This is a genomic window from Pseudomonas danubii (assembly GCF_042980055.1).
Taxonomy (GTDB): Bacteria; Pseudomonadota; Gammaproteobacteria; order Pseudomonadales; family Pseudomonadaceae; genus Aquipseudomonas; species Aquipseudomonas danubii.
In genome coordinates, this window is sequence record NZ_CP116502.1 from 1343747 (window position 1) to 1370000 (window position 26254).

The following is a 26254-nucleotide window of genomic DNA, read 5'->3' on the forward strand; positions in this document are numbered from 1 at the left end:
CAAGTCCTCTATACGGCTCAGATGCGCCTTCGCCGACAAGCCGGCTCCTGCAATGAACGAACCCCGGGTAATCCGGGGTTTGTCGTTTCTGCGGGCCCCGCTATCATTCGCCGCATCTTCCGAGGGATATGACCGATGCTCAATGGCCTGTGGCTTGGCTTCTTTATCGTAGCGACCGTGTCCGCCCTGGCGCAGTGGCTGGTGGGCGGCAACGCCGGGATCTTTGCCGCCATGGTGGAAAGCATTTTCGCGATGGCCAAGCTGTCGGTGGAGGTGATGGTGCTGCTGTTCGGCACCCTGACCCTGTGGCTGGGCTTTCTGCGGATCGCCGAGAAGGCCGGCATCGTCGATTGGCTGGCCAAGATCCTGGGCCCGCTGTTCAAGCGCCTGATGCCGGAAGTGCCGCCTGGGCACCCGGCCCTGGGGCTGATCACCCTGAACTTCGCCGCCAACGGCCTGGGCCTTGATAACGCCGCCACGCCGATCGGCCTCAAGGCCATGCGCGCCCTGCAGGAACTCAACCCCAGCGCCACCACCGCCAGCAACGCGCAGATCCTGTTCCTGGTGCTCAACGCTTCGTCCCTGACCCTGCTGCCGGTGACCATCTTCATGTACCGCGCCCAGCAAGGTGCGGCGGACCCGACCCTGGTGTTCCTGCCGATCCTCCTGGCCACCAGCGCTTCGACCCTGGTCGGCCTGCTGTCGGTGGCGGTAATGCAGCGCCTGCGTCTCTGGGACCCGGTGGTGCTGGCCTACCTGATTCCCGGGGCCCTGGCTCTGGGCGCCTTCATGGCGCTGCTGGCGACTCTGTCGGCCACGGCCCTGGCATCCCTGTCGTCGATCCTCGGCAACCTCACCCTGTTCGGCCTGATCATGCTGTTCCTGGTGATCGGTGCGCTGCGCAAGGTCAAGGTCTACGAGGCCTTTGTCGAAGGGGCCAAGGAGGGTTTTGACGTCGCCAAGAACCTCTTGCCGTACCTGGTGGCCATGCTGTGCGCGATCGGCGTATTGCGGGCGTCCGGGGCCCTGGATTTCGGCCTCGACGGGATTCGTCATCTGGTGGCCTGGGCCGGCTGGGATACGCGCTTTGTCGACGCTCTGCCCACCGCCATGGTCAAGCCGTTCTCCGGCAGTGCCGCCCGGGCGATGCTCATTGAGACCATGAAGACCCAGGGTGTGGACAGTTTCCCTGCACTGGTGGCAGCGACCATTCAGGGCAGCACCGAAACCACCTTCTATGTGCTGGCGGTGTATTTCGGCGCGGTGGGCATCCAGCGGGTGCGGCACGCCGTGGGCTGTGCCTTGCTGGCGGAGTTCGCCGGCGTGGTGGCGGCGATTGCGGTTTGCTACTGGTTCTTTGGATAAGCCTTCGCCGGCAAGCCGGCTCCTACGGAGGTTGTAGGAGCCGGCTTGCCGGCGAAAGGGCCGTTCATTGTTTCAGCGCCAGGTTGCCCTGCCCCACCGCCCAATCCACTACCTGCCGGGTAAGCGCGTCGCTGGCCTGGCCAAACCCTGTCACCACCGCCGGCACTTGGGGTTCGCTCAGGGGTTGGCGCACTTCAAAGCGCCGGCTGGCGAGGATCTTCTGGTCGTAACCTCGAATCAGCCGCGCATCCAGGCGGATCACCACCTGGACGGCGTTGCCCTGGTACTCGGTCTGAAAGGCTTGCAGGTCGCCGCCCAGGGCCAGGTCGGTCTGCAGGTTGCTGTCGTCGGTGCTCAACAACTGCACCCGGCCATCGCGCTGGAAGCCGTCCAGCAGGCGGTTGCGCAGCAGGATCGGTGCCGGGTCGCTCCAGCGCGAAGCCTTGTAGCTGCTGATCAGGTTGCCCTGGGGAATCACCGCGATGCGTGCGCTGTTCAGCGCATCGCCAGCCTGCGGCTTGAGCAACTGCAGCGACCACGACAGTGCCTTGCCCGTGGCAGGGGTCGCGTTTTGCCCTACCGGCAGCCGGTAGATATCCAGTGGTTCGCCCTTGGGCAGGATCGAGCAGGCAGCGCTCAGGGCCAGGGTGCACCCCAGGGCCAGTCGGGCCAGCAGGTGACAGGCAGGCTTCATGGCGTGAACTCCTTGTTCTTCTCGTTACCCAGCAAGTAACCGCCGGGGTTGGCTTCGAGGCGGCGGGTGATGGCCCGCAGCGAGCTCAGGGTCTCGCGCAGCTCGCGCACCGCCGGCGCCAGGCCGTTGAGCCCTTGCATGCCATTGTTCAGCGAGTCCTGGTTGTCGCTCAGCAGTTTGTTCAGGGTGGCGCTGCTCTGCTCAAGGTTGCGCATGGCGTGCTCGGCGCTGCCGAACATCTGCTTGCCCTGGTCGTTGAGCAGGCCGTTGGCATTGCGCATCAGCGCGGTGGTCTGTTCCAGCATGGCGCTGGTCTGCTTGCTGATAGAGCCCAGTTGCTGCATCAGCTGGCGCAGGTCGTCACGTTGTCCGGCGATGCTGGCCGAGGTTTTCTGCAGGTTGTCCAGGGTGTTGCTGACCCGCTCCACGTTGTCCGGGGAAAACATGCTGTTGGCGTTGTGCAGCAGCAGGTTGACCCCGGTCATCAGGTCATTGCTGTTGTTCAGCAGGCGGGCAATGGGCGATGGCGAGGCAATGATGGTCGGCAGGTGGCCGTCCTTGCCCTTGAGGGGCGGGCTTTGCGGTGTACCGCCGCTGAGCTGGATGATCGAGGTGCCGGTGATGCCGGTCAGGGCCAGCTTGGCCTGGGTGTCCTCCTTGATCGGGGTTTCACTGCCCAGGCGGATCTGCGCCAGTACCCGGCGCGGGTCCTTGGGGTCCAGGCGCAGGTTGACCACATCGCCGACCTTGATGCCGCTGTATTGCACGGCGCTACCCTTGGACAGGCCGCTGACCGCCTCATTGAAGACAATCTGATAGTCCTGGAAGGCGCTGTCGACGCTGGACTTGGCCAGCCACAGGCCGAACAGCAGGGCGCCGGCCACCACGATCACGGTGAACAGGCCGATCAGTACATGATGGGCTCGGGTTTCCATGTCATCCCTCGTTGGTCTGTGTAGCGGCCTGGTAGGCCGCGCGGCCGCGTGGGCCATGGAAGTATTGGTGAATCCATTCGTCCGGGGTTTCGGCGACGATGTCGATGGCGTCCGCCACCAGTACCTTTTTCTGTGCCAGTACCGCCACCCGGTCGGTGATGGTGTAGAGGGTGTCCAGGTCGTGGGTGACCAGGAACACGCTCAGGCCCAGGGCATCGCGCAGGGTCAGGATCAGTTGGTCGAAGGCTGCCGCCCCCACCGGGTCGAGGCCGGCGGTGGGTTCGTCGAGAAACAGGATGTCCGGATCCAGGGCCAGGGCACGGGCCAGGGCTGCGCGCTTGATCATGCCGCCGGAGAGCGAGGACGGGTATTTGTCGGCGGCCGACAGGGGCAACCCGGCCAGGGCCAGTTTCACTGCCGCCAAGTGTTCGGCGTCGCTGCGGGACAGGCCCGCATGCTCGATCAGTGGCAGGGCGACGTTCTCGGTCACTGTCAGCGAGGTGAACAGCGCGCCCTTCTGGAACAGCACGCCAAAGCGCCGCTCGATCAGGGAACGTTGCTGCTCCGGCAGGCTGGGCAGGTCCTGGCCGAAGACCCGCACCGAGCCTTCGCTGGGTTGGCGCAGGCCGACGATGCTGCGCAGCAGCACCGACTTGCCGCTACCTGAGCCGCCGACCACGCCAAGGATCTCGCCCTTGTACACGTCCAGGTCGAGATTTTCGTGCACGCTCTGCTTGCCGAAGCGGTTGCACAGGCCACGGACCTCGATCACCGCCTCGGCGGGCGGGCGCGTCGGGCGGCTCACCAGCCCATCTCCATGAAGAACAGCGCGGCCACGGCGTCGATGACGATCACCACGAAGATCGACTGCACCACGCTGGACGTAGTGTGGGCGCCCACCGATTCGGCACTGCCGCTGACCTTGAAGCCCTCCAGGCAGCCGATGGCGGCGATCAGGAAAGCGAAGATCGGCGCTTTGACCAGGCCCAGCAGGAAGTGCTTAACGCCGATGTCAGAATGCAGCAGCGACAGGAACATCGCCGGGGAAATATCCAGGGACAGGGCACAGACCACGGCGCCGCCGATGATCCCCGAGAGCATCGCCAGGAAGGTCAGCATCGGCAGCGCCACCAGCAGGGCCAGCACCCGGGGCAGCACCAGCAACTCCATCGGGTCCAGGCCCAGGGTGCGGATGGCGTCGATCTCTTCGTTGGCCTTCATCGAGCCGATCTGCGCGGTGAAGGCGCTGGCTGTGCGCCCGGCCATGAGGATCGCGGTGAGCAGCACGCCAAATTCCCGCAGGAAGGAAAACGCCACCAGGTCGACGGTAAAGATGCTGGCGCCGAAGTTGGCCAGCACCGTGGCCCCGAGAAAGGCCACCACTGCCCCCACCAGGAAGGTCAGCAGGGCGACGATGGGCGCGGCATCGAGGCCGGTCTGCTCGATATGCGCCACCACCGGGGTGATGCGCCAGCGCTTGGGGTGCAGCAGGCCCCGGGCCAGGGTTTCGAGGATCAGGCCGATAAAGCCCAGGACCTTCAGGGTGTCCTGCCAGACGGTGTAGACCGCACTGCCAATGCGTGAGAGCAGTTGCACGCTGACGGCAATCTCCGGTTCCTTGACCGGTACACAAAAATCGTTGAGCGAGCTGTAGACCGTATGCAGCAATGCGCGGTCGGCGGTGGACAGGGTGCAATCGGGGTGTTCGGCGGATTGCCCCAGGCGTTCGGTCCCCAGGAGTTCTACCAGCAGCGAGGCACCCGCGGTGTCCAGGGCTCCCAGGCCGTTGAGGTCGACGTGGGTGCTGCTGTCGTAGTGGCCGTTGAGGCTCTGGCAGAGGCGCTTGAGGTCGCTGTAGTGGGCCAGCGTCCAGTCTCCGCCGATGCGCAGTTGCGCCGGAGTGTGGGCGTTATCCAGTTGAGCGGTGCCGGGCGTCATGCGGGTATTCATAAGCTCCGAGCTTGTGTGGCGATTGCGCAGTGCTACGTAATAGCACGATCCCCGTTACTTTGCCTCGCCGCTCTTGGCTGGATCTTGATCTGGGTCGGTGATCTCGAAGCGCAGCACACCAATCACCTGTCCGTCCTCGGTGATCACCCGCACTTGCCATTTTCCCGCTGGGTTGCCGGGGAAATTCTGCTTGTGGGACCAGGCGCGGTAGCCCTCCTTGCGTCCGCCGTGAATATCCAGGGCGATGCGATCCACTTCGCTGCCGTTGAACTTCCAGACGTGATAGATGCGCTCGTCCAGGCCCCGGGGGGCGTTGATCGCGGTGTAGGCGTACAAACCGCTGCTGCGTACCTGGCTGGCACTCACCTGTTCGAGGCTGTCCCCGGGCGTGCGGTCCTGGAGTTGGGTGCTGATGGCGTCCTCGGTCAGCCACAGGGTGGCCGGCGGCACCCAGGAGCGCAGCAGCCAGCCGGTGCTGCCAATGGCCAGGGTGATACACAGCACCGCCAGTGCGCTGCGCACGCTGCGGATCGGCAGGATCGACGCCAGGCTCGGGAAGGACAGGAGCATGGCGATGCCCAGGGCCAGCTTGAAGCTCTGGGCCGTGGTCAGGTGCAGGATCAGCGGCAGGGCCGTGAGCAAGGCGGCGAACAGGGTCAGGGTGTGCAAGGCGAGGAACAGCCAGCGCCGCGGCGCCAGCCACTTGTAGTACAGCGGGTCGGTGATGGAAATCAGCGCTGCTGCCCCCAGCAGCCCGGTGAATACCAGTTGGCCGCTGTTCCAGCTGGTGGTGATGAAGAAGAACGGCAGGACGAAGAACAGGCTTTCCTGGTGGATCATTTGTGTCGCGTAGCGCAGCAGCGGTTGTGGGATCTCGCGCTTGAAGACCTTGGTGAACAGTTGGGTCAGGCTGTTTTCCAGCATCAGCCAGACCCAGCTCACCAACAGGATCACGGCGATCCACGAGGCCAGGCTCTGTTGCCGGTCCACCAGGATGAAGCTGCCGACTCCGGAGATGAAACCGCCGAGCGCAATGACCCCCGGGTAGCGCTTCATCAGTTCCAGAATGCGCTGAATATAGTGGGTCAGGTTAGGCATCGGGCGGGGTCACAGTCTTGGCAGGAAAAAACCGTGACAGGATACCTGTTGGCCGCGGCCTGTGGCGAGGGAGCAGGCTCCCTCGCCACACCGGCTAGAGGGTGCGCCGGCGGTACAGCAGGTAGCCGCCCAGGCTGCCGAAGACGATCAGGGCCAGCAGGCCGCCGGCCAGCCAGAGCAGTTGCTCGTCCCCCAACAGGGGTTTTTCGATTCGCACATAGCCCGGCTGTTGCAGCAATTGCCTCAGCGCCAGGTTGGCCTGCTTCAGGCTCACTGCCCGCAGGCGCTTGGCCGGATCGCTGAAGCGGCCGTTGTCGAAGTCGCCGAGGGCACTCCAGTAGTAATCCGCCAAGGCGCTGTTGCCCTGTACTGCCCAAGCCTGGCGATCGATGGCGGCCTGCTTCAGGCGCTCGAAAGTCGCGGGGTCCAGACCGTCCTTGAGCAGTTTCGCCTTGAGCTGCTCGACCACCTGTCGGGCCTGGGGCAGGTCATCGCGTTCGAGGTCGGCATTGAGGCTGAGAAAACCGACGCCGCCAAACACTTCACGGTCGCTCCAGGGGCCGTAGGACAGCTCATGCTCCAGGCGCAACTGACGGTATAACGCCCAGTCCAGATAGTCCTTGAGCAGGTCGAAGGTCTCGTCGTGCTGCTGCGCCAGCAGGGGTTCGGGAAACAGCCAGTGCAATTGTGCGCTCTGCCCTACCCAGCCATGGATCAAGTTGCGCTCGGCGGCGGCCGTGCCCTGGATTTGTGGCAGCTCGCGGTGCTCGCTGGGCTCTACCGGCTCGAGGGCGCCGTAGGTGCGTTCCAGATAAGCCGGCAGCAGGCGATCCAGTTCGCCGACGACGATCAGGGTCATGTTGTTGGGGGCGTACCAGTCTTTGCGCACTTGCTCCAGCTGGGCCAGGGTCAAGTGCCCGACTTCGGCGCGCTCGGCGCATTTGAGCCCCAGTTCCACCGCCAGCTGGTTGCCGGCCTTGTGGCCCAGGTCCTGGCGGTCGAGCCAGCGTTGCAGGTGCGAGTAATGGCCGCCGTCTTCGCGCTCCACCACCTGTTTGGCGGCGGCCACGGCGTTGTCGCCAAGGTGGGTGCGGGTGAGCAATGCCAGCAGCAGATCGAGGACCTTGCGCTGGTTTTTCGCTGGGGCTTCGATGACGAAGGTGGTGTCGGCATTGCTGGTATAGGCGTTCCATTCGCCGCCCAGGGCTTGCATGCGCTCTTCCAGGCCGCCCTCGCCGCTGGCGTCGATGCCGCTGAACAGCAAGTGTTCAAGCAGGTGCGGCAGTTCCTTGTCGGCACAGGCGAAATCGTCCAGGCCGACGCCCACCACCAGGCGGATCGCCACATGGCCGCGTTCGCTGCCGGGCTTGAGCAGCAGCTGCAGGCCGTTGGGCAGGGTGTAGCCTTCGACCTGGAAACGATCCAGGGCCCATCCTTGTGCACTGCCCAGCAACAGGCAGGCGAATAACAGACAACGCATAACAAGCTTCCTTACGGCGTGCGTAAGTTTTAGAGACTTCAGATCACTCTGGACGTTCAGGGTGAATGGGTGATGTCAGTCATGTTCTCGATTTCCAGCGCCCCGGTGTCCGAGGTTTCCAGGACCACATAGGCGCTGCTGCAGAACAGCGAGTTGAGACGCTTCATGTCGGCGATCAGTTCCAGGTGCAGGGAGCTGGTCTCGATGCTCTGGACGATCTTGCGCTGCAGCCGGCTGACGTGGGCGTGGGCCAGGCGCCGTTCCTGGGCGCGGAAGCGGCGTTTCTCCCGCAGTAGTTGACGGGCGCTTTCCGGGTCGGCGCTGAGAAATACCGAGAGTCCCAGGCGCAGGTTGGCGATCAGTTGCGCGTGCAGTCCGGTCAGCTCTTCCAGACCCACTTCGGAGAAGGAGCGGCGTTGCGACGTCTTCTGCTGCTGGACCTTGCGCAGCATGCGTTCAATCAGGTCGCTGGCCAGCTTGAGGTTGATCGCCAGTTCGATGATCTCCGCCCAGCGCCGGCTGTCCTGCTCGCTGAGGTCTTCCCGGGGCATTTGCGCCAGGTACAGCTTGATGGCGCTGTACAGCGCTTCAACATCCTCGCTCAGGGCGCGCATTTCCTGGGTAATGGCGGTCTGCTTGCCACGTAGCACATCGCGCATGGCTTCCAGCATATTGTCGATCAGGTCGCCGATGCGCAGGGTTTCCCGGGCGGCGTTGGCCAGGGCTAGGCTCGGGGTGGCCAGGGCAGTGGGATCGAGGTGCCGTGGTCGTGCACGGCCGTTGTCCTGGGGGCGCTCCGGCATTAGCCAGGCACAGAGTCGGGCCATGGGGCCGACAGTGGGCAGCAGCAACAGGCAGCGGACGGTGTTGTACAACAGGTGGAAGCCGATCACCACTTCCTGTGGACTGAAGTCCAGGCTATCCATCCAGTGGGCCAGCGGGTCGAGCACCGGAATGATCAGCAGCAGGCCGATCAGCTTGTACAGCAGGCTGCCCAGTGCCACCTGGCGTCCGGCGGTGTTCTGCATGCTGGTGCTGAGGAAGGCCAGCACCCCGCTGCCGATGTTGGCGCCGATCACCAGGCCGATGGCCACCGGCAGGCCGATCACCCCGGCCCCGGCCAGGGTGGCGGTCAGCAGCACCGCCGCCAGGCTGGAGTAGGACACCATGGCGAACACCGCGCCCATCAGCGCATCCAGGAGGATGTCGCCGGTGAGTGAGGCGAACAGCACCTTCACCCCTTGGGCGTGGGTAATCGGCGCTGCGGCTTCGACGATCAGTTGCAGGGCCAGGATGATCAGGCCCAGGCCGATGCCGACCCGGCCCAGCTGGCCGGCGCGAGTCTGTTTGCGCGACAGAAAGAAAATCACCCCGAGGAAGATCAGCAACGGTGACAGCCAGGACAGGTCGAAAGTCAGCACCCGAGCCATCAATGCGGTACCGACATCGGCCCCCAGCATGGTGGCCAGCGCCGGGGTCAGGGTCATCAGGCCCTGGCCGACAAAGGAGGTCACCAGCATCGCCGTGGCGTTGCTGCTCTGGACCATGGCGGTTACCAGGATGCCGGCGACGAAGGCCAGCGGTCGCCTGGCCATGTTCTGACCGATTACGTGGCGCAGGTTGGAGCCGTAGACCCGCAGGATGCCGGTACGGACGATGTGCGTGCCCCAGATCAGCAGGGCCACGGCGGAAAGCAGATTGAGCAGGGTCAGCATGAGAGGGCCCCCCTGGGGTGAAGAGCCCCAAGCGGGGCCAATGGACGTTGTTGCGCGAGGTTCTACGTTATGTATTTAAGCTGTAGTTGGCTAACGCACAGGACGCCAGCATCGCATAGCTAAACCGGTGATTGAAATAAAACCGTCATGAAAACAGCTGCCTGCAGCCGTGAAAAAGGGGCTCGTAAGCCCCTTTTTCTGTAGCGCGTTGGCGGTTTATTGACCAGGAATGTCCTTGCGCAGTTTCACCGGGTCCTGCTGTTTTTTCTTCTTCGCGATGGCGGTGCGCATCTTGATGTTGATGGCTTCCACCGCCAGGGAGAAGGCCATGGCGAAGTAGACGTAGCCTTTTGGTACGTGCACTTCGAAGGCCTCGGCGATCAGTACGGTACCGACCACCAGCAGGAACGACAGCGCGAGCATCTTCAGCGACGGGTGCTTGTCGATGAATTCGCTGATGGCGCCGGCCGCCAGCATCATCACCAGGACCGCGACAATGATCGCCGCCACCATGACCGGCACATGGGACACCATGCCCACTGCGGTGATGACCGAGTCCAGGGAGAAGACGATGTCGATGATGGCGATCTGGATGATGGTGTAGATGAAGTTGCCGCCCTTGCCTTTGGGTTCATCCAGGGTTTCGTCTTCACCTTCCAGTGCGTGGTACATCTCCTGGGAGCTTTTCCACAGCAGGAACAGGCCGCCGAAGAACAGGATCAGGTCCCGCCCGGAAATGCCTTGGCCGAAGACCACGAACAGATCGGCCGTAAGGCGCATGACCCAGGTGATCGACAGTAGCAACAGAATCCGCGTGACCATGGCCAGGGCCAGGCCGAAGATCCGGGTGCGCGCCTGCATGTGCTTGGGCATGCGGCTGACCAGGATCGAAATCATGATGATGTTGTCGATGCCCAGGACGATTTCCAGGGCGGTCAAGGTAAAGAAGGCAACCCAGATTTCCGGGTTGGTCAGCCATTCCATGTGTATTCCTTTGAGCGGTTGTTATGGCCCGGGCCGGGAAGCCGGCCCGAGCGAAGAATCATTGCTTTTATAGCGTGCTGAACAGCGGAAAAATCCCCATCAGCAGAGCGGCGAACATTATGCACAGACAGACCAGAACTGCCCACTTGAGGGTGAAGCGCTGGTGATCGCCGAACTCGATGCCAGCCAGGGCCACCAACAGATAGGTCGAGGGTACCAGCGGGCTGAGCAAGTGCACCGGTTGGCCGACGATCGACGCCCGGGCCATTTCCACCGCCGTGATGCCGTAATGACTGGCGGCTTCTGCCAGCACTGGCAATACGCCGTAGTAGAAGGCGTCGTTGGACATGAAGAAGGTGAACGGCATGCTCACCAGCGCGGTGATCACCGCGAGATAGGGCCCCAGGGCTTCAGGGATCACTGCCAGCAGGCTCTTGGACATGGCGTCGACCATGCCGGTACCGGACAGGATGCCGGTGAAGATACCGGCAGCGAAGATCAGCCCGACCACTGCCAGCACGCTGCCGGCGTGGGCCGCGACCCGGTCCTTCTGCTGCTGCAGGCAGGGGTAGTTGACGATCATGGCAATACTGAAGGCCACCATGAACAGCACGGGCAACGGCAGCAGCCCGGCGATCAGCGCGCACATCAGGGCGAAGGTCAGGGCACCGTTGAACCAGATCAGCTTCGGACGACGGGCGTCGGGGTACTGCGAGACGCTGATTTCACTGTGATCGATCTCATCGCCCGCCAGGTGCAGTTCGCCCAGGCGTGCCCGTTCACGTTTGCCGTACAGATAGGCGATCGCCAGGATCGCCACCACACCGGCCAGCATCGCTGGGATCATCGGCACGAAAATGTCCGACGGGTCCACGTGCAAAGCGCTGGCGGCGCGGGCGGTCGGGCCGCCCCAGGGGGTCATGTTCATCACCCCGCCGGCGAGGATGATCAGGCCCGCCATGATCCGCGGGCTCATGCCGATGCGGCTGTACAACGGCAGCATGGCGGCCACGCAGATCATGTAGGTGGTGGCGCCGTCACCGTCCAGGGACACCACCAGGGCCAGCACGGCGGTGCCGACCGAGACCTTCAGCGGGTCGCCCTTGACCAGCTTGAGGATCTTGCGCACCGCCGGGTCGAACAGGCCGGAGTCGATCATCAGGGCGAAATACAGAATGGCGAACATCAGCATCACGCCGGTGGGCGCCAGCTTGGTGATGCCTTCGAGCATCATGGGACCGATCTTCGGTGCGAAACCGCCGAACAGGGCGAACAGGATCGGCACGATGATCAGGGCGATCAGCGCGGACAGGCGCTTGGTCATGATCAGGAACATGAACGTGATGACCATGGCAAAGCCAAGGAAAGTCAGCATGGGAATACTCCAGGCGTAGCGCGGCTAGGGAATGGCGAACCGGGTGGGATCAGCGCAGAACGGCAAGCACGAGGCGTACGGGAGGAGTCGAAGCGAACAGGCGGGTACGAGCGGACATCAGAATCACCATTGTTGTTGTTAATAGGGCCGGGAGCGCCAGAAACGCCCGCTGTGGCCAACCGGTCTTTTGCCGGTAGTGGAGGCGATCCTAATCGGGGAAGCTTTCAGCCAGCTTTCGGCATTGAAAGGAAACGGTGGATGTTGCGGCAGGCGACCAGCGGCATAAAGTGACGGGCATGGGCCCGAAAGAGGAATGCACATGAGTGAGTTGCACACCGGCGGCTGCCACTGCGGGCGGCTGCGCTACCAGTTCAGCGGGCCACTGCGCGATATCGCCCACTGTCATTGCTCGATCTGCCGCCGGGTCAGCGGTGGTCTGGTGACCACCTGGATCACTTTGCCCGCCCGGGCTTTCAAGTGGCTGGAGGGAACTCCCGCCCGCTATGACTCATCCAGCAGCTGTGCCCGTTACTTCTGCGGCAACTGTGGAGCACAGCTGGCGTTGATAACCCATTTGAGTCCCGAGAGCATCGACGTGACCATAGCCAGCCTGGATCACCCTGAGTTGGCGCCGGCCGAGCGGCACATCTGGACTGACAACCGGTTGCCTTGGCTGCATCTGGATGAGCACTTGCCAGGGGAGTCGCAGGAAAGATTGTAGGAACCGGCTTGCCGGCGAAGCTTTCAAGGCAGCTCCAACCCACCCGCCGCCTTGTGCAGAGCCCGCAGGTGCTCGCCCACCTGCTTCAGATTGGCCTCGTTGGCGGCGATCTCGGCGGCCCGGGCTGGTTCGAGCAACGCCCGCACTTCCTTGTCCAGTTCGCCGGTCAGCGATTGCAGCTGTTTCTGCCGCTCACTGCTTTCGGACTCCAGGCGCTGCCATTCGCCGGGCTGGGGCAAGCCATAGCCGCTGCTGCCCAGCAGTTCCGCCGGTCGGCTGAGGAAGCCGCTGTTGGCGAGAATTTCCTGCAAGGTCTTGTTGGCTTTTTCCATGCCGCCATTCTTCAGTTCCCGGGCGCCCAGGTAGCGCTGCTTGACCTCGTCCTGGGCCAGCAACAGTTGCCGGCGATAGCTGGCCTGCTCCAGGAGCAGCAAGGCCGCGCTGGTTCGCAGGTCGGCCCGGTCGAACCACTCGCGGCGTTGCGCAGCGCTCAGTGACAGCCAGTCTTCGACGCTGGCCTGTTTGATCGGCAGGTGCTTTTTGATCACTTCGAACATGGCCTGGTAGCGGTCGCGGAAGGAGTCGAAGCGATAGCCCAGGCGCAGTGCTTCCCGGGGATCGTCGAGCACGCTGGTGTCCGCCAGTCCCCTGCCCTTGAGCACTTCCAGCAAGCCGTTGGGCATGATGCTGTCGAGGCCGATCAGTTGTTTGTTGTTGCTGCCGCTGCGCAGCAGCTTGAGGCTCTCCACTGCGCAGTTGTTGGACAGGAAGTAATAGTTGCCGTCATAGCTCCAGTGCATCTCGGCGGCGTGCTCCACCACTTCCTCGATCTCGCTGCGTGACAGCTTCAGGGGCACGGATGCCAGGCTGCGCAGTTCGGTCTTGGTGTATTCATCGATGACCTGCGACAGCGGCAGGACGAACAGCCGCGAAGGATATTTGCCCACCAGGCCATCCCAGCTGGACAACTGTACGTCGCCGACAAAGGCGCGGTAGGACAGCACCAGGTGTTGGTCCAGGTCCAGGCGGCAATCCGGGCCTCGGGGGCGGCCCGGGGCACAGATCACCAGGCGCAGCATGCTGTGGCCCCAGCGGCTGACCCAGTTCTGGTTGGCCTCGGCCAGCAGGTAGTCCACCGCGTAGACCCGTTCCGGGTCGACCTTGCCCAGGGGCGTCTTGGCGAAGTCGTTGCCGGCGTTGAGGAAGGCAAAGGACTGGGCACAATTGTCCTTGGCTGCAGGGGCCCAGGCGAAATGTTCCTGGTAGTAGCGATACAGCGCCGGGCGGCGGCAGGCGTAGCTCGGATCGAGGAGGAAGTACTCCATGTTCACCGCTACGAACTCTTTCGGGTTGGTGATCTCGTAGAGGTCCGGACTGCGGGCAACCTGCCGGTTGTGCTGTTCCCGCTCTCCGCGGCGACCGACATATTGCGGCCAGCCGGCCAGGTCCAGCAGCCGCGGGTCGTCGCTGAGGGTAAAGCGGCGATCGTTCTGGCCCCGGCACTCATCCGGCAGGCCGATCAGGCCGGAAGTACCGGTCTTGCGGGTGCAGCGCTGGATCAGGCTGCGTTCGGCGCTGGGCCATAAACGCGCACGATCATAAATATGGGTCAGTTCATGAAGTACGGTGGCGAGCAGTTCCCGGCGCACGGTGCCATGGGGGCGACTGGTCTTCTGGGTCGCAGCCGAGCCATCGGCCAGGCTGGGCAACAGGGCACGATTGAGGTCCAGTTCCGCAACCAGGGATGCCGCGCCATAGGCATTGTCGGGCATCTGGTCGGTCCAGCCGACATCAATGGTGCGATCCAGTTGCTGGATGAAGCGCGGCGGCAGTGCCTGCATCGCTTCATCCAGCAGCGCCTGGCTGGCGCGTTGTTGCGCCGGGCTCAAACCATCGGTCTTGAGGCGCAATTGCAGGTCGGCTTGGGCGGTGCCACAGAGCAGCCCCAGGGTCCCGGCCAGCAGCCAGGCGAAAACTGGCTTCACAGAGCGAGGATAGCTTCGGCGAGGACCTGATCGCTGGCGTTACGGGCTTCCGGCAATTGGGTGCGCAGTGCAGTGAAGGCAGCTTCCAGTTGTGCGCCACGGATATCGCCATTGCTGGCGACAAAGCTGGCGGCATCGTCATGGGCTTCGCGCACGACTTTGGAGTCACGGATCGAGGTGGTGGTGTCCGAGGTGAAATCGATCGTGCGGCCAGAGGCGCGGACGATGATATTACTGGTGGCCACCAGGGTTTGTGCCTGGGCCACGTCGGCCAACAACAGCAGGCCAAGGGTGGCGGCAATCAGCGGGCTACGCATGGAACGACTCCAGAATAACAGGGATGGCTATTGGACGAGAATTGCCTGCGCCAGTTCAAGGTCGCTGGCATGAAGTTTTGCCTGGTGTTGCCGCAGATATTTCAGTGCGGACTCCAGGCGTGCCCCACGCAGTTGGCCGTCGGTCGCAATGAAGGCGGCGGCGTCATCCTGGGCGGCGAGCAGCAGTTTATGGTCGAAGGGCGCCGAGGTCACCTGGCTTGTAGCGTAAGCCGTGATGACCGAGCTCTGGGTCGTCAGGTCAAATGCCTGCACCGAGGAGGCCCAACAGACAGCGATCAATAGTGGAGCGAAAAGCGAAATTCGGAACAAACCCAAGAGTCTCGACAGCTGAAAACCAGCGCCAAGGCTAGCGCAATGGCCCGGGCAGGGCCAGTGCAGAGGGTTTCAGGTGCGTACACGCACCTGAAACGGCAGGTCAGATCGCCAGGATTGCCTGAGCCAGTTGTGTGTCAGTGGCCTGCAACTGAGGGGCTTGTTGGCGGATGTGGGCGAAGGCACTTTCCAGTTTTACCCCGCGAATTGCGCCGTCGGTGGCGACGAAGCTGGCGGCGTCATCCCGGGCAGCGCGGACAATCTTGTTGTCGCGCAGGGAGGAGGTGACGTCGGAGGTCGCATCGGTCGTGGCCTTGAGGGCGCCGACAATGGCGTCAGTGGTCACGATCAGGCTAGTGGCGTGGGCATTGGCGGCCAGGGACAGCAGTGCGGCAGCGCTGAGCAGTCGAAGACGGGACATGGGTAACTCCTGTGAATGAAACAGACAATTAAAGGGCGCTGAGTGAGACGCCGGGCAGCCACTGCGAGGTGCTGTGTCTGATGAAACTGACGCAACTCGGAAGAAAATCGCTACGTCACTTCAGATATTAGGCTGAGCTTTTCTATTCGCACAGATCTGTGTCAGGGCTGGGGGCTGCCAACAATGAATTCATGACGCAGTCCTCGTCGAGACGTCGAGCGATTGGCTTGCAGCATCAAGCTACTGGGTTTCTCGGCGAAGAGACAGATAGGCTGGGATTTGAACTGTATCTATTATATTTTTGTTTTATTAAACTGTACCTATCATTGGCTGGTACAGACTGTCCTTCACCTCTGAACGTTTGTCATCGGCCCACAACGACAAAACCCGTCGCAGTTTCCCGCGACGGGTTTTGTGTATGCAATTCGGGGTGCTGGCGGTGGACCCGGAGGGTCAGAGCCAGCGACGCTGAGTTAGCGCCAGAACGGCTTGCTCAGCTCTTCGTAGCGTTGTGCTTCGCTGATCCCGGCATCGGCCAGCAGACGCGAATCCAGGCGAGCCAGTTGATGGCGGCTGGAGATGCGGCGCTGCCACAGCATCAGGTTGGCGATAACGCGCAGAGGCAGGGAAGCCTGGGTTTTTTCAGCTTTGTCTTCGAAGAACAGTTCGGAACTGAGTGTACGTTCCATGGTTGACATCCTTCCGCTTGTGGCGGGATCAGGTAGTGATTTAACTGGTGCCCATGATCCTCTTCCCGCGCAAGACTCTGTAGATACAGTTCACCTGTATTGTGAAGGACCAGTTAACTGTTTATAGAGGCTGTACTGTTCGTAAATGGCGCAACTGTACCTGTCAGCACCTTTTTGGTGCGTTTAGGTGGTTTTTGTTTGGAAGTTGACGGTTTTAAGCAAGGGAAAGACCGGTACAGCAGTACAGTTTTTGTCGAGCTTTGGTGGGTGGCTGGCGAGCTGACGAAACTGTGTTTGCGTCAGCTGCCAACTGTATCAATCACTCGGCGAGCATTTTCCCGGTTTCTTCCAGATTGATGTGCCAGCTCAGGGCATCACGCAGTATGTGTGGCGTGTGACCACCCAAGGCGCAGGCCTTGGTGAAGTAGTCATTCAGCGCGTCGCGGTAGGACGGATGCACACAGTTGTCGATGATCACCCGAGCCCGCTCACGTGGCGCCAGGCCACGCAAGTCTGCCAGGCCGATCTCGGTCACCAGGATGTCGACGTCATGCTCGGTGTGGTCCACGTGGCTGACCATGGGCACCACGCTGGAAATCGCCCCGCCCTTGGCAATCGACTTGGTGACGAAGATCGCCAGGTGCGCGTTGCGGGCGAAGTCGCCGGAGCCGCCGATGCCGTTCATCATCCGCGTGCCGCAGACGTGGGTGGAGTTGACGTTGCCGTAGATGTCGAACTCCAGGGCGGTGTTGATGCCGATGATGCCCAGGCGGCGCACCACTTCCGGGTGGTTGGAGATCTCCTGGGGGCGCAGCACCAGCTTGTCCTTGTAGCGTTCCAGATTGCCGAACACGTCGGCGTTGCGCCGGCTCGACAGGGTGATGGAGCTGCCCGAGGCGAAGCTGAGCTTGCCGGCGTCGATCAGGTCGAAGGTCGAGTCCTGCAGCACCTCGGAGTACATGGTCAGGTTCTCGAACGGCGACTCGATCAGGCCGCACATCACCGCGTTGGCGATGTTGCCGATGCCCGCCTGCAGCGGGCCGAGCTTGTTGCTCATGCGTCCGGCATCCACTTCCTGCTTGAGGAAGTCGATCAGGTGATTGGCGATGCCTTGTGTTTCGCTGTCCGGGGTGGACACGGTAGACGGCGAGTCGGACTGGTTGGTGATGACGATGGCGACGATCTTTTCCGCTGGGATCGGAATCGCGGTGCTACCGATGCGATCGTCGACCTTCACCAGTGGGATTGGGGTGCGGGTTGGACGATAAGTCGGGATATAGATGTCGTGCAGGCCTTCCAGGTTCGGGTTGTGCGCCAGGTTGATCTCGACGATCACCTGCTTGGCGAAGATCGCGAAGCTGGCGGAGTTGCCCACCGAAGTGGTCGGCACGATATGGCCCTGCTCAGTGATGGCGACAGCCTCGATCACTGCAATGTCCGGCAGCTTGAGCTGCTGGTTGCGCAGTTGCTCAACGGTTTCGGAAAGGTGCTGGTCGATGAACATCACTTCGCCGGCGTTGATCGCCTTGCGCAGGGTGCTGTCCACCTGGAACGGCATGCGCCGGGCCAGGACGCCGGCTTCGGTGAGTTGCTTGTCCAGGTCGTTGCCCAGGCTGGCACCGGTCATCAGGCTGATTTTCAGCGGGGTCACCTTGGCCCGTTCGGCCAGGGCATGGGGCACGGCCTTGGCTTCACCGGCGCGGGTGAAGCCGCTCATGCCGACGGTCATGCCGTCCTCAATCAGGGCGGCAGCGTCGGCGGCGCTCATCACCTTATCCAACAACGAAGGCAAGCGGATACGATCACGGTACATGGATTGTTATCTCGGGCAACGGAAGCAAGAAGCGCAGTCTAGTGATTTCAAAAAAAAACGCCCCGCGACAAAGGTCGAATGAAAGGCCCTGATCTAGAGCCTTCTGTCGGCTTTATGGTGTAAATAAAAAACCCCAGCCTACTAAAGGCTGAGGTTTGGGTTATTGCGCTACAGCAGCTTTACTCGACGGCTTTGACCATGTCTTCGATGACTTTCTTCGCGTCGCCGAAGACCATCATGGTCTTGTCCAGGTAAAACAGTTCGTTGTCCAGGCCGGCATAACCACTGGCCATGGAGCGCTTGTTGACGATGATGGTCTTGGCCTTGAAAGCCTCGAGGATCGGCATGCCGGCGATCGGCGATTTCGGATCGTTCTTCGCCGCCGGGTTGACCACGTCGTTGGCACCCAGGACCAGCACCACGTCGGCCTGGCCGAACTCGGAGTTGATGTCTTCCATCTCGAACACCTGGTCGTAAGGCACTTCGGCTTCGGCCAGCAATACGTTCATGTGGCCGGGCATGCGCCCCGCTACCGGGTGGATCGCGTACTTCACGGTTACGCCGCGGTGGGTCAGCTTCTCGGTCAGCTCTTTCAGCGCGTGCTGGGCCCGCGCTACCGCCAGGCCGTAGCCGGGAACGATGATCACGGTATCCGCGTTGGTCAGCAGGAAGGTCGCATCGTCAGCCGAGCCGGATTTCACCGGACGGGCTTCCTGTGCACCGGCCGGGCCGCCCGCATCGGCGCTGTTGCCGAAACCGCCCAGCAGCACGTTGAAGAACGAACGGTTCATCGCCTTGCACATGATGTACGAAAGTATCGCGCCGCTGGAGCCCACCAGGGAGCCGGCGATGATCAGCATCGAGTTGTTCAGGGAGAAACCGATCCCTGCCGCTGCCCAGCCCGAATAGCTGTTGAGCATCGATACCACCACCGGCATGTCGGCGCCGCCGATCGGGATGATGATCAGCACACCCATGACGAAGGCCAGGGCCAGCATGAGGGCAAAGGCGCCGAGGTTGCCGGTGAGCATGAAGGTCACGCCCAGGCCGAGGGTGGCCAGGCCCAGCACCAGGTTGAGTTTGTGCTGGCCGGCGAACTGTACCGGTGCGCCCTGGAACAGGCGGAACTTGTACTTGCCCGACAGCTTGCCGAAGGCGATCACCGAGCCGGAGAAGGTGATGGCACCAATGGCCGCGCCGAGGAACAGTTCCAGGCGGTTACCAGCGGGGATCGCATCGCCCAGGTGTTTGACGATGCCCAGAGACTGCGGTTCGACCACGGCGGCAATGGCGATGAACACCGCGGCCAGGCCGATCATGCTGTGCATGAAGGCCACCAGCTCCGGCATCTTGGTCATTTCTACGCGCTTGGCCATGATCGAACCGGCGGTGCCGCCGATCAGCAGGCCCACGATGACGTAGCCGATGCCGGCGGTGGCCAGTTCTGCGCCGAGCTTATAGATGAGGCCAATGGTGGTCAGTACCGCCAGGGCCATGCCCAGCATGCCGAACAGGTTGCCGCGTCGGGACGTGGTCGGGTGCGAAAGTCCCTTGAGCGCCTGGATAAAGCACACCGAGGCAATCAGATAGAGGGTTGTTACCAGGTTCATACTCATTACTTCTGCACCTCTTCTTTCACGGCTTTGGGCGCTTTCTTCTTGAACATTTCCAGCATGCGGCGGGTCACCAGGAAGCCACCGAACACGTTGACCGCGGCCAAGGCAACGGCCAGGGTGCCCATGGTCTTGCCCAGCGGGGTCACGGTCAGGGCGGCAGCCAGCATGGCGCCGACGATGACGATGGCGGAAATGGCGTTGGTCACCGCCATCAGCGGCGTATGCAGTGCGGGTGTGACGTTCCAGACCACGTGATAACCGACATAGATCGCCAGCACGAAGATGATCAGGTTGTAGATACCGGGGGAGATAAGCTCTTCCATCGTCTGAATCCCTGCTTAGGCGTTTTTGCGGATGACTTGGCCGTCGCGGCACATCAGGCACGCGGCGACGATGTCGTCTTCGAGGTTGACTTCGAACTGCCCTTCTTTAGTGAAGACAAGCTTCAGGAAGTCCAGCAGGTTGCGGGCGTACAGCGCCGAGGCATCTGCAGCTACCGCGCCGGCCAGGTTGGTCGGGCCGACGATGGTTACACCGTTTTCGACCACGGCCTGATCCGCTACGGTCAGCGGGCAGTTGCCGCCCTGTGCTGCTGCCAGGTCGATGACCACCGAGCCGGGTTTCATCTGGGCGACGGTCTCGGCGCTCAGCAGCGTCGGTGCCTTGCGGCCTGGGATCAGCGCGGTGGTGATGACGATATCGGACTGCTTTGCACGCTCGTGGACCGCCTGGGCCTGGCGCTGCATCCAGCTGGCCGGCATGGGACGGGCGTAGCCACCGACACCTACAGCGCACTCGCGCTCTTCGTCGGTCTCGTAAGGCACGTCGACGAACTTGGCCCCCAGGGACTCGATCTGCTCCTTCACCGCTGGGCGCACGTCCGAGGCCTCGATCACCGCGCCCAGGCGCTTGGCCGTGGCGATGGCCTGCAGCCCTGCCACACCGGCGCCGAGGATCAGTACGCGGGCTGCTTTGACGGTGCCAGCGGCGGTCATCAGCATTGGCATGAAGCGCGGATAGTAGTGGGCGGCCAGCAGCACAGCCTTGTAGCCGGCAATGTTGGCCTGGGACGACAACACGTCCAGGCTCTGGGCCCGGGAAGTGCGTGGTGCCGCCTCGAGGGCGAAGGCAGTAATGCCACGTTCGGCCAGCTTGGCGATGGTTTCATTGCTGAACGGATTGAGCATGCCCACCAACACGGTGCCGCTCTTGATCAGAGCCAGCTCGCTGTCACTGGGGGCCACTACCTTGAGGATCAGTTCGGCGCCAAAGGCATCGTTGGCGTTGCCAATGGTTGCCCCTGCCGCTTCATAGGCACTGTCGACCACGCTGGCGTTAATGCCGGCGCCGCTTTGCACAGTGACTTTATGACCCTGGCCGATCAGCTTCTTGATGGTTTCCGGGGTTGCAGCAACCCGTGTTTCACCCGTCTGGGTTTCGAGAGGAACACCAATGTGCACGTCAAATCTCCTGCTTGATCTTATTGCTTTCGATCTTTCTTAGAAGGCCAGCGCACTGAGGAGGGTGCGGCTGGGGCGGCCGATCAGCACGATCCCGCTGAAATCACAGCGGGGCGCGGCATTTTGCAGGCGAACTTTGAGGCCTTCAAGGGATTCTGACTAGTGACGGAAAATTAACTACAAGTCACCCCGTGACCGAATGTCGCAACGTACAGACTTAAACCCTTGTAAGCCGCGCCTTTCAAGGCTTTAGACATGAAATTAAGATTCTTCTCATCGGTGGCGTGAATAGTCTTACATCGCCTCTAAATAAACCCTACAAGCCGCGTGGTTAGGCGCTTGTAGAACGATTGTCCAAGGTGTCGGTACAGTCTGTCTAAATGCGACAAATAGTTATATCTGTAGGGCTTTGAATTAGTTGACTACGGGGTCAGTTATTGGCGTGTAGCCTTTATTTTCCAAGGTTGTAGCTGTTCGCCTGGTTTACTAGCCAGTCGCGAAATGCCCGTAAAGAGGCTGATTCAACCTTGCGCTCAGGAATCATCAGGTAGTACGCCTTGATGCTCGTGAGTGCTTGAGGGTTGGCAATCACCAGGCGTTTTTCCGCCAGTTCGCGCTGAATGAGAAAGGCTGGAATCAGGGCGATACCCATGTCGTGCATGGCTGCCTGGGCGAGCATGGAGAATAGCTCGTAGCGTGGCCCTGTCATGTCGCGGGGGATGCTCATTTGTTGTGAGTTGAACCACTGTCGCCAGGCGTAGGGACGTGTGGTCTGCTGCAACAGGGGCAGTTCGGCAATGGCTTCGGCACTCAGTTGCTGGTGGTTGCCCAGTATGGCCGGGCTGCACACCGGCACTGGATGCTCGCCCATCAGGCGATGGGACTGAGTACCGGACCAGTCGGCGTCACCGAAGTAGATGGCTGCGTCGAAGGGGGTATCGGCGAACAGGAAGGGGCGTGTGCGGTTGGTCAGGTTGACGGTGACTTCGGGGTGTTGTTTCTGGAAGTCCTTGAGGCGTGGTAGCAGCCATTGAGTGCCGAAGGTCGGAACCACTGCCAGTTCGATGACATTGGCGCCTTGCTGACCCATCACGGAAAGGGTGTCGCGCTCTACGGCATCCAGTTGAGTTGCGACCCGTCGACTGTAGGAAAGGCCGGCTTCAGTCAGTTTGACCCCCCGCCGCGAGCGTCGGAAGAGTTCTACGCCGAGGAACTCCTCCAGGCTGGCGATCTGTCGGCAGACGGCGCCCTGGGTCAGGGAAAGCTCCTGCGCCGCCTTGGTAAAGCTCTCGTGGCGGGCGGCGGCCTCGAAGCTGATCAGGGCGGCGGTACTGGGGATCTTCCTGCGCATGTACGGCTATCTCACTAATGGTGGCTGTAGATGGCACTTTTTGCCGTCACGAAGTGAGAAATTAGCACAACAGTATGCAAAATCCTCGTTTGCCGGGAGGCTCCTGCTGGGCCTAGGATCAGCCCACGATAGTTGACCTACTTCACGAGGATTCACTCATGGGCGGCAAAGCAAGCTTCAACTGGATCGATCCCCTTCTGCTGGACCAGCAACTCACCGAAGAAGAGCGCATGGTCCGCGACAGTGCCGAGCAGTTCGCTCAAGACAAGCTGGCGCCACGGGTTCTGGAAGCTTTCCGCCATGAGAAGACCGACCCGGCCATCTTCCGTGAAATGGGTGAAGTCGGCCTCCTGGGCGCGACCATTCCCGAGCAGTACGGCGGCAGTGGCCTGAACTATGTGTGCTATGGCCTGATCGCTCGTGAAGTGGAGCGCGTGGACTCGGGTTACCGCTCCATGATGAGTGTGCAGTCGTCCCTGGTGATGGTGCCGATCAACGAGTTCGGCACCGAAGCGCAAAAGCAGAAGTACCTGCCGAAATTGGCGTCTGGCGAATGGATTGGCTGCTTTGGTCTGACCGAGCCGAACCATGGTTCCGATCCGGGCGCGATGATTACTCGTGCGCGCAAGGTCGAAGGTGGCTACAGCTTGACCGGCAGCAAGATGTGGATCACCAACAGTCCGATCGCGGATGTGTTTGTGGTCTGGGCCAAGGATGACGCTGGTGATATCCGTGGCTTCGTTCTGGAGAAAGGCTGGAAAGGTCTGAGCGCTCCAGCCATTCATGGCAAGGTGGGCCTGCGGGCTTCGATCACTGGCGAGATCGTCATGGATAACGTTTTTGTCCCGGAAGAGAACATCTTCCCGGATGTGCGTGGTCTGAAAGGTCCTTTCACTTGCTTGAACTCGGCACGCTACGGCATCTCCTGGGGCGCGCTTGGCGCGGCGGAATTCTGCTGGCATACCGCGCGTCAATACACCCTTGATCGTCAGCAGTTTGGCCGTCCTCTGGCCGCGACTCAGTTGATCCAGAAAAAGCTGGCAGACATGCAGACCGAAATTACTCTCGCCCTTCAGGGCTGCCTGCGTCTGGGGCGGATGAAGGATGAAGGTACCGCGGCGGTGGAAATCACCTCGATCATGAAGCGCAACTCCTGCGGCAAGTCTCTGGATATCGCGCGGATGGCTCGTGACATGTTGGGTGGCAACGGTATCTCCGATGAGTTTGGTATCGCCCGTCACCTGGTGAACCTGGAGGTGGTCAATACCTACGAAGGCACTCACGACGTGCATGCGCTGATTCTCGGGCGTGCACAAACCGGTATCCAGGCGTTCTATTAATAGGAGAGCGGCCATGGGCGCGTTATCGCATCTGCGGGTACTGGATTTATCACGGGTACTGGCCGGGCCTTGGTCGGGGCAGATCCTTGCGGACCTGGGGGCCGAGGTCATCAAGGTCGAGCGTCCGGGCAATGGTGACGATACGCGCGCCTGGGGGCCGCCCTTCCTTAAAGATGCCTATGGCGAGAACACCACGGAGGCTGCTTATTACCTGTCGGCCAACCGTAACAAGCAGTCAGTGACCATCGACTTCACTCGTCCCGAGGGGCAGCAGTTGGTGCGTGAGCTGGCTGCCAAGTCGGACATTGTCATCGAGAACTTCAAGGTTGGTGGGCTGGCTGCATATGGCTTGGACTATGAATCGCTCAAGGCAATCAATCCGAGACTGATCTATTGCTCGATCACCGGGTTTGGTCAGACCGGTCCCTATGCCAAGCGGGCGGGTTATGACTTCATGATTCAGGGGTTGGGTGGGCTGATGAGCCTGACCGGACGCCCTGAGGGGGATGAGGGGGCTGGGCCGGTGAAGGTCGGTGTAGCGTTGACCGATATTCTTACCGGGCTTTACTCGACGGTGGCGATTCTGGCAGCCCTGGCTCATCGGGATCAGGGCGGCGGCGGCCAGCACATCGATATGGCGCTGCTGGATGTGCAGGTGGCCTGTCTGGCTAACCAGGCCATGAACTATCTGACCACGGGAGTTGCTCCCAAGCGCTTGGGCAATGCGCATCCTAATATAGTGCCTTATCAGGATTTTCCGACCGCGGACGGAGACTTTATCCTCACCGTGGGTAATGACGGGCAGTTTCGTAAGTTTGCTGAGGTAGCGGGTCAGCCGCAGTGGGCAGATGACCCTAGGTTTGCCACTAACAAGCTGCGAGTGGCTAATCGGGCGCTGTTGATTCCATTGATTCGCCAGGCGACGGTATTCAAGACTACTGCTGAGTGGGTAAGTCAGTTGGAGAAGGCAGGAGTGCCGTGTGGGCCGATTAATGATCTGGCCCAGGTATTTGCTGACCCGCAGGTTGTGTTTCGTGGTCTGGCTGTTGAGCTGCCCCATGCGTTGGCAGGGACTGTGCCTCAGGTCGCCAGCCCGATTCGTCTCTCCGAGACGCCTGTGGAGTACCGTAATGCCCCTCCTCTATTGGGTGAGCACACTGCGCAGGTCCTGCAGCGAGTATTGGGAATGCAGGTCGAGGCTGTTGAGTCTTTGACGCGTTCGGGAGTGCTGTAAGGCTTCTCTTCTATATAGAGGGGCGTAATGCCCCTCTATGCGGCTAGCCAAAACACTCTTCTGAGGGTGCTTTTGAGTTTATTCATAGAAAATGCAAATTAAGTGTTGACGGCAGATTCTACAGGTCTATAATTCGCCCCACTTCCGGCGCAGTCGAAACGGAAAACTCCTTGAGATTCAACGAGTTACGCGGTTTTCGGCAGCGGTTACGCTTCAGTTCATCGAAGCCAGAAGCAGTTGGTAAGGCAGTGTGTTTTCGCCTTATTAACGATTCGATCCTCTCGGTCGAAAGCGGTTAAAAAGAGGTGTTGACAGCAGCGTGTAACGCTGTAGAATTCGCCTCCCGCTAACGAGAGATCGGAAGCGCAAGTGGTTGAAGTTAAAAAGGAAACTTTGAAAACTTCTTAAAAAAATCACTTGACAGCAAATGAGGCTGCTGTAGAATGCGCGCCTCGGTTGAGACGAAAGATCTTAACCAACCGCTCTTTAACAACTGAATCAAGCAATTCGTGTGGGTGCTTGTGGAGTCAGACTGATAGTCAAAAAGATTATCAGCATCACAAGTTACTCCGCGAGAAATCAAAGATGTAACCAACGATTGCTGAGCCAAGTTTAGGGTTTTCTCAAAACCCAAAGATGTTTGAACTGAAGAGTTTGATCATGGCTCAGATTGAACGCTGGCGGCAGGCCTAACACATGCAAGTCGAGCGGCAGCACGGGTACTTGTACCTGGTGGCGAGCGGCGGACGGGTGAGTAATGCCTAGGAATCTGCCTAGTAGTGGGGGATAACGTCCGGAAACGGGCGCTAATACCGCATACGTCCTACGGGAGAAAGTGGGGGATCTTCGGACCTCACGCTATTAGATGAGCCTAGGTCGGATTAGCTAGTTGGTGAGGTAATGGCTCACCAAGGCGACGATCCGTAACTGGTCTGAGAGGATGATCAGTCACACTGGAACTGAGACACGGTCCAGACTCCTACGGGAGGCAGCAGTGGGGAATATTGGACAATGGGCGAAAGCCTGATCCAGCCATGCCGCGTGTGTGAAGAAGGTCTTCGGATTGTAAAGCACTTTAAGTTGGGAGGAAGGGCAGTTACCTAATACGTGATTGTTTTGACGTTACCGACAGAATAAGCACCGGCTAACTCTGTGCCAGCAGCCGCGGTAATACAGAGGGTGCAAGCGTTAATCGGAATTACTGGGCGTAAAGCGCGCGTAGGTGGTTTGTTAAGTTGGATGTGAAAGCCCCGGGCTCAACCTGGGAACTGCATCCAAAACTGGCAAGCTAGAGTATGGTAGAGGGTGGTGGAATTTCCTGTGTAGCGGTGAAATGCGTAGATATAGGAAGGAACACCAGTGGCGAAGGCGACCACCT

23 protein-coding genes and 1 rRNA gene (1 of these 24 only partly in view) are annotated in these 26254 nt (G+C 61.1%); 5 read left to right on the forward strand and 19 right to left on the reverse strand.

Annotated elements, in window-relative coordinates:
* Positions 1 to 135 precede the first annotated feature (135 nt).
* Positions 136 to 1365, forward strand: a complete 1230-nt coding sequence (locus tag PFZ56_RS06385; RefSeq protein ID WP_102862506.1) for a nucleoside recognition domain-containing protein — start codon at positions 136 to 138, stop codon at positions 1363 to 1365.
* 64 nt (positions 1366 to 1429) lie between these two features.
* Here PFZ56_RS06385 and PFZ56_RS06390 read toward each other — a convergent pair whose 3' ends face one another.
* The 9 genes from PFZ56_RS06390 to PFZ56_RS06430 all read right to left on the reverse strand — a co-directional run bounded on the left by PFZ56_RS06390 (position 1430) and on the right by PFZ56_RS06430 (position 11596).
* Entirely contained in the window at positions 1430 to 2059 is a 630-nt protein-coding gene (locus tag PFZ56_RS06390; RefSeq protein WP_110652538.1) for an ABC-type transport auxiliary lipoprotein family protein, read from the reverse strand.
* Entirely contained in the window at positions 2056 to 2994 is a 939-nt protein-coding gene (locus PFZ56_RS06395; RefSeq protein WP_102862508.1) for an MlaD family protein, read from the reverse strand. The genes PFZ56_RS06390 and PFZ56_RS06395 overlap by 4 nt, the downstream gene beginning before the upstream one ends.
* Position 2995: 1 nt before the next feature.
* Positions 2996 to 3799, reverse strand: coding sequence for an ABC transporter ATP-binding protein (locus PFZ56_RS06400; protein WP_102881456.1), 804 nt, complete (start codon positions 3797 to 3799; stop codon positions 2996 to 2998).
* A complete protein-coding gene (locus PFZ56_RS06405; protein ID WP_102881457.1) occupies positions 3796 to 4944 on the reverse strand; it encodes an ABC transporter permease in 1149 nt (382 codons plus the stop codon). Before PFZ56_RS06405 ends, PFZ56_RS06400 begins: the two co-directional genes overlap by 4 nt.
* A gap of 54 nt (positions 4945 to 4998) precedes the next feature.
* Positions 4999 to 6042, reverse strand: coding sequence for a DUF5924 family protein (locus tag PFZ56_RS06410; protein ID WP_102881458.1), 1044 nt, complete (start codon positions 6040 to 6042; stop codon positions 4999 to 5001).
* Positions 6043 to 6136: 94 nt separating this feature from the next.
* Positions 6137 to 7522 carry a pitrilysin family protein gene (locus PFZ56_RS06415; protein WP_170001349.1) on the reverse strand — a complete coding sequence of 462 codons (1386 nt, stop codon included), beginning with the start codon at positions 7520 to 7522 and terminating at the stop codon, positions 6137 to 6139.
* A 56-nt stretch (positions 7523 to 7578) separates the two neighbouring features.
* Positions 7579 to 9237 carry a Na/Pi cotransporter family protein gene (locus PFZ56_RS06420; protein WP_170001348.1) on the reverse strand — a complete coding sequence of 553 codons (1659 nt, stop codon included), beginning with the start codon at positions 9235 to 9237 and terminating at the stop codon, positions 7579 to 7581.
* A 216-nt stretch (positions 9238 to 9453) separates the two neighbouring features.
* Positions 9454 to 10221 (reverse strand): TerC family protein, encoded by a 768-nt coding sequence (locus PFZ56_RS06425; protein WP_102862514.1) that lies wholly within the window; start codon positions 10219 to 10221, stop codon positions 9454 to 9456.
* A 67-nt stretch (positions 10222 to 10288) separates the two neighbouring features.
* Positions 10289 to 11596 (reverse strand): CitMHS family transporter, encoded by a 1308-nt coding sequence (locus tag PFZ56_RS06430; RefSeq protein ID WP_102881461.1) that lies wholly within the window; start codon positions 11594 to 11596, stop codon positions 10289 to 10291.
* A 319-nt stretch (positions 11597 to 11915) separates the two neighbouring features.
* Here PFZ56_RS06430 and PFZ56_RS06435 point away from each other — a divergent pair, with 319 nt between their 5' ends.
* The gene (locus PFZ56_RS06435) at positions 11916 to 12317 is read left to right on the forward strand and encodes a GFA family protein (protein ID WP_170001347.1); all 402 of its coding nucleotides are present in this window, start codon (positions 11916 to 11918) and stop codon (positions 12315 to 12317) included.
* A gap of 23 nt (positions 12318 to 12340) precedes the next feature.
* Here the strand turns inward: PFZ56_RS06435 and PFZ56_RS06440 are convergent, their stop codons facing one another.
* The 10 genes from PFZ56_RS06440 to PFZ56_RS06485 form a co-directional block, all read right to left on the reverse strand.
* Positions 12341 to 14302, reverse strand: coding sequence for a DUF4105 domain-containing protein (locus tag PFZ56_RS06440; RefSeq protein WP_102881463.1), 1962 nt, complete (start codon positions 14300 to 14302; stop codon positions 12341 to 12343).
* A complete protein-coding gene (locus tag PFZ56_RS06445) occupies positions 14299 to 14619 on the reverse strand; it encodes a DUF2388 domain-containing protein (protein WP_102862518.1) in 321 nt (106 codons plus the stop codon). Before PFZ56_RS06445 ends, PFZ56_RS06440 begins: the two co-directional genes overlap by 4 nt.
* Positions 14620 to 14646: 27 nt before the next feature.
* Positions 14647 to 14940, reverse strand: coding sequence for a DUF2388 domain-containing protein (locus PFZ56_RS06450; RefSeq protein ID WP_371826189.1), 294 nt, complete (start codon positions 14938 to 14940; stop codon positions 14647 to 14649).
* Between the two features lie 115 nt (positions 14941 to 15055).
* Entirely contained in the window at positions 15056 to 15373 is a 318-nt protein-coding gene (locus PFZ56_RS06455; protein ID WP_102881464.1) for a DUF2388 domain-containing protein, read from the reverse strand.
* A gap of 473 nt (positions 15374 to 15846) precedes the next feature.
* Positions 15847 to 16062 (reverse strand): DUF1127 domain-containing protein, encoded by a 216-nt coding sequence (locus tag PFZ56_RS06460; protein WP_011058498.1) that lies wholly within the window; start codon positions 16060 to 16062, stop codon positions 15847 to 15849.
* A 319-nt stretch (positions 16063 to 16381) separates the two neighbouring features.
* Positions 16382 to 17875 carry an acetyl-CoA hydrolase/transferase family protein gene (locus tag PFZ56_RS06465; protein WP_016963711.1) on the reverse strand — a complete coding sequence of 498 codons (1494 nt, stop codon included), beginning with the start codon at positions 17873 to 17875 and terminating at the stop codon, positions 16382 to 16384.
* 179 nt (positions 17876 to 18054) lie between these two features.
* Complete coding sequence (locus PFZ56_RS06470) at positions 18055 to 19491, reverse strand: NAD(P)(+) transhydrogenase (Re/Si-specific) subunit beta (protein ID WP_102881466.1); 1437 nt, start codon at positions 19489 to 19491, stop codon at positions 18055 to 18057.
* Positions 19491 to 19814: an NAD(P) transhydrogenase subunit alpha gene (locus tag PFZ56_RS06475; RefSeq protein ID WP_005783507.1), complete on the reverse strand. Its 324-nt coding sequence runs from the start codon at positions 19812 to 19814 to the stop codon at positions 19491 to 19493. The genes PFZ56_RS06470 and PFZ56_RS06475 overlap by 1 nt, the downstream gene beginning before the upstream one ends.
* A 15-nt stretch (positions 19815 to 19829) precedes the next feature.
* Complete coding sequence (locus PFZ56_RS06480) at positions 19830 to 20951, reverse strand: Re/Si-specific NAD(P)(+) transhydrogenase subunit alpha (RefSeq protein ID WP_170001346.1); 1122 nt, start codon at positions 20949 to 20951, stop codon at positions 19830 to 19832.
* A 451-nt stretch (positions 20952 to 21402) separates the two neighbouring features.
* Positions 21403 to 22302 carry a LysR family transcriptional regulator gene (locus PFZ56_RS06485; RefSeq protein ID WP_102881467.1) on the reverse strand — a complete coding sequence of 300 codons (900 nt, stop codon included), beginning with the start codon at positions 22300 to 22302 and terminating at the stop codon, positions 21403 to 21405.
* A 158-nt stretch (positions 22303 to 22460) separates the two neighbouring features.
* Here PFZ56_RS06485 and PFZ56_RS06490 point away from each other — a divergent pair, with 158 nt between their 5' ends.
* The 3 genes from PFZ56_RS06490 to PFZ56_RS06500 all read left to right on the forward strand — a co-directional run.
* Positions 22461 to 23642, forward strand: a complete 1182-nt coding sequence (locus tag PFZ56_RS06490; protein ID WP_077933165.1) for an acyl-CoA dehydrogenase — start codon at positions 22461 to 22463, stop codon at positions 23640 to 23642.
* A gap of 13 nt (positions 23643 to 23655) precedes the next feature.
* Positions 23656 to 24876 carry a CaiB/BaiF CoA-transferase family protein gene (locus PFZ56_RS06495; protein WP_170001345.1) on the forward strand — a complete coding sequence of 407 codons (1221 nt, stop codon included), beginning with the start codon at positions 23656 to 23658 and terminating at the stop codon, positions 24874 to 24876.
* Between the two features lie 642 nt (positions 24877 to 25518).
* A 16S ribosomal RNA gene (locus tag PFZ56_RS06500) occupies positions 25519 to 26254 on the forward strand (it continues 803 nt past the right edge of the window).